Consider the following 3,926-nt stretch of genomic DNA (forward strand, 5'->3'; position numbering starts at 1 on the left):
ATTTACTCTTTAACCTTCCATTGCTTTTAAGCTTTCTCATACTTAACGGCCTTGAGTGTTTCTTTTACTTTAACACTTGGCTGGAAACTCACTTTCTTGAACCAGAATTTGCGGTAACGTGATAACGGTAACCATAAATGTTAGCAATAGACAAATCCTGTATGTTTTATGGAAGCAGAGTTTCCGGTATTAAAAACTAATTTCAACAGACACGGGATGATGATCGCTGGTTTTTTCCGAATTTCTGACATTTGCATTTACCTTTTCATGTATTGTATGCTCAACCATGCCCGCATGTTTTAAAATTTTGGGACCAGAGTTACTTTTTACAAAAGCCTGGGTAAAAAGGATGTGGTCTATCAATTGTTTTCTGGTTGTATCAAAGGCGGTTGCTATGTTGTGATAGTTGCCAAATTCATTCCGGGCCCATCGCTCAATCTTATCGTTATATTTTGTGGACCACCGTAGGTCTTGCCGGTAATCAAACAAAGCATGATTCAGGAAACTGTCTGCAAAAAATATATTTCCCTGTATATTGGACATCAAGTCAAAGAATAGGTATTGTCGTTCAAAGAATTCCTTTGCTGGACCATCATTGAAATCACCGCAAACAATTATATATGGATTACTTTCCTGCTGGAATCGCTGTTCAATGTATTTTCTTATATCATTGGCTTCAGTTGCTAATTTGACTCGTGCTCTCAAAGCTTCATCCACGTATTCTGTTGTCAATTGGTTATTTTGATCAAACGCCTTTTTTAGATTGATTTTACTTTTAAGATGAACACCAATAATTTCTATTATAAGACCTTCAATATTCAGAATGAGAGTTTGGGGATGGCGCCAATGACTTGCCTTTTGAGACTGATAGCTTCCCCAATAGTTAACTGTCCATTTCTTTAAACCTGTCATGCCACGCCACACTTTCGGGTCTTGAATATGCGCTGCAGAATTATTAAAAAGTTCATTCTTAACTAAAAACCATATCCACTGATTCCCGTTTCTATCTGAACCTTCCATTGCGTAAAGGTCGCTTAATGCATCTCTTACATTGCTTGGATTAGAGCTAAGTATCTGCTCTGTTCCTTTAATCGTAGCGATTTGGTAAGCGGCGTCCAGACCGCCATCAGCTGATGGTAGTGCGATCCAATCACGCAAGGCCAAAAGATCGCCAGGTGCTTCAATGATGCAAAGTATATCCGGGTCAATTTGTTTGATTTCCTTGGATATGTTCAGGAGTCGTTTGCGATTAGTATCCAAACTTAGATCTGCCAATGGCTTTTTTAGGTGTTCAATGTTCCAGGTTGTCAGTTTCATAATATTCAGTAATTAGAAATGGTTTAACTTTAAGATATAGGTTTTGTAGTGGATTAATAGGGTAAGCGTATTACTGTGGAGTTCTGTATTTGTCAATGAGCCAATTTGGTTCTTCAATAAAGTGTTTCCAGTCACTCATGAATTCATCAGAAATTGTTTTCAGCATCGAATGCTCAATATCTGCATTATCTTTAGTAAGGTCGATGCAATATTTCAGCAAATTATAACAAGCAGTAAACTGACCACATGCGATTAGCTTTTGAAGCATTTGATTTTGCTTATCTTCTTTTGTAAACCATAAAGTGGTTCCGAACTTACTTGCCACACCTGCTATTTCATAGATCTTATCACCAGGAGCCGGTATTTCTTCATGTTTTGTTTCCTCTTCTTTTTCGTCCGATTCACCTTTTTCATATTGTTCTTTTGTAAGTTCATAAATCATTAATGAACTGCGACGGTGCCTTAGTGATTCATCAGTATAGAAAAGATTATAGTTTAATCGTCTGATCTGCTTCAGGAATATTTCATTGATTATCTTGAACCCCGATGTTAAGCGTTCTTCAAACATCCGCCTTAGCAGTCGGAGCCTTACCATTTCGAACTCATCCAATATATTCATAATTGGCCCGGGAATAAGTTTTGATCGTTTCAGCTTTTTCCATAATCTATAAAGTTTTGAAACAGCAAAACTGGTAGAGAACTTAATAATAAGTGAGATAAGACTGATGATTGCAAGAGCACCTGCAGAGACTTGTAGTAAGGGGCGGTTGTTGGTTGAAAATATAACCGTTAAGCTTAGTAAGCATAATGGCACAACGACCCACCACCAACTTTTAATTTTTGACTCTATTATCTTTCTGTAATATCGTAAGTTTAATTTTGATTTCGTTCCGGATAAAAGTATGTCTGACTGTTCCCACGGATCCATCATATAGGAGGAAACATCACAAACCATAATAAGATCAAATTTATCATTGTGGGCACGGCTTTTGTCGGCTAACCTGATGCTTCCTATGCCTTGGTTATCGACAATTCCACCATCCATTAAGCCAATCCCTCTCAAGAATAGTTTATTATTTTTTAATGCTGTGTAATGATTGCTTTGATGGTCATCGAAGAAGTCATCGGGCATAATTATTGGTTCAAAGCCAAATGGAAAACAGGAAGATGCAGCGATTATATCAGCCAGTTTAATATCTTTTGAAAGATATGTCAGGTCGTCATTTTCCAAACGATAGTTGCCAAATAATGGTTTGTTTTTAAACCTGAAAGCCAGGCCGTATGAACAATCTGTTGCGTTAAAGGCGATGTCTTCCAGACTATGGTTTGTTGTTGAGAATGATCCAAATTTTTCGTCTTTTACTAATGATCTATAGCTCAAGGCGAATGCATTGATGAGGGTCCGCTTCTTCCTGGTGTTTGTCCAAACGTCATCTTTGTTTAGCTTATCCAATGCTTCTTTTAATAAATCTGTATCATTCAGAAAATTATACATTTCATCAAAAAAATCATTAAATCCTACTCCATTTGCAATGGCGTTTGCAAATTCAACCCCTGTAATGGTGCCACCACTGACGGTACTTAAACCTTTAACATTTTCAAGGAGAGGAGTTTCGTTAAATTTTACATGATTGAGATATGATAAAACACCGAGGCTAAAGCCTGCTGCGCGATAACCACCACCGCTAAAACATAAGGCGATGTTTCGAAATAACTGTAACGGGAATTGGTTGCTTGACATAGTTTGGTCAAATTATTAACCAGTTTAAAGCAGAGTTGTAAGTTGTTCTATACCTGAAAGTAGTTGTCTTTGTATAATTAACCACTAACTCTATTTTTTCCTGGATAGGTTAAATATCTATTAATGAGTGACAAATTGATATACTATCGAAAGTAGTGCCACGACGACCTTCAATGAGTACTTACCATCAGCAGCTCATACAACAATGGTTTATTCCCGTAAAGAATTTGTAGGAAGTTTGAAAAACTTGAATGCAAGTTAAGAGTACTTTATTTGATTTTCAAGCCTTTAAATTAAGTTATGACACCCATTATTAGAAATATTTCGATGCAAGTACCTTTCATGCAATTCTACCAACTATTCCTCAATTACCATTTTCTTTACTTATTTCAACTCTTCAATGGGCTTTCCAGGTCAGAACTGGTTAGAAGTTCATCAGTTTCTTTAGTCATTGGTTCAAACCGTTTTATTAGCTGTGTTGCTTGTTTAAGCCAAAGGGTTTCTGTCTCTATAAGGCGCTTTTTTCTTTCGAATGGCCAGGAATTATGCCTAATAGGCGTCTTATAAAAGATAAGCAGTGGAATGACCAGCAATAGGCTCAGGCCAGGAATATATAGATGACTGAAAACTATAGGCTAAAATCGATCCGACGCTTGGCCAGTTGCATAAAATACATGTATAGGAAAGGGCCAAACAGCAGTTCATTAGGTACCCATATAGCAAATAAGTAGGGGTAGGACTCGAACCGTCCTATATTTTTAAAACGTTTCAATGAGTTAAATATAGTGAGGTTAACCATTAAAATGGCAAATATCAGATTGGGCAGATTCCGGTGTTCCTTCTTGGCCAGAATCAGAATTAACCCAAT

The 3,926-nt window shown here is 37.0% G+C and carries 3 protein-coding genes; all 3 read right to left on the minus strand.

The window, feature by feature from the left end:
* Positions 1 to 189 precede the first annotated feature (189 nt).
* Positions 190 to 1,317, minus strand: coding sequence for an endonuclease/exonuclease/phosphatase family protein (locus tag KDU71_RS22475; protein WP_212193378.1), 1,128 nt, complete (start codon positions 1,315 to 1,317; stop codon positions 190 to 192).
* A gap of 70 nt (positions 1,318 to 1,387) precedes the next feature.
* The gene (locus KDU71_RS22480; protein WP_212193379.1) at positions 1,388 to 3,058 is read right to left on the minus strand and encodes a patatin-like phospholipase family protein; all 1,671 of its coding nucleotides are present in this window, start codon (positions 3,056 to 3,058) and stop codon (positions 1,388 to 1,390) included.
* A gap of 628 nt (positions 3,059 to 3,686) precedes the next feature.
* Positions 3,687 to 3,926 (minus strand): hypothetical protein (locus KDU71_RS22485; RefSeq protein WP_212193380.1); only part of this gene is annotated, 240 nt, incomplete at its 5' end.

The sequence above is a fragment of the Carboxylicivirga sediminis genome (assembly GCF_018156225.1).
GTDB lineage: Bacteria > Bacteroidota > Bacteroidia > Bacteroidales > Marinilabiliaceae > Carboxylicivirga > Carboxylicivirga sediminis.

What these genes read in the sequence shown, in the direction of transcription:
- KDU71_RS22480 (WP_212193379.1), bottom strand. Translation starts at nt 3,058, where the DNA reads ATGTCAAGCAACCAATTCCCGTTACAGTTATTTCGAAACATCGCCTTA.
- KDU71_RS22475 (WP_212193378.1), bottom strand. Translation starts at nt 1,317, where the DNA reads ATGAAACTGACAACCTGGAACATTGAACACCTAAAAAAGCCATTGGCA.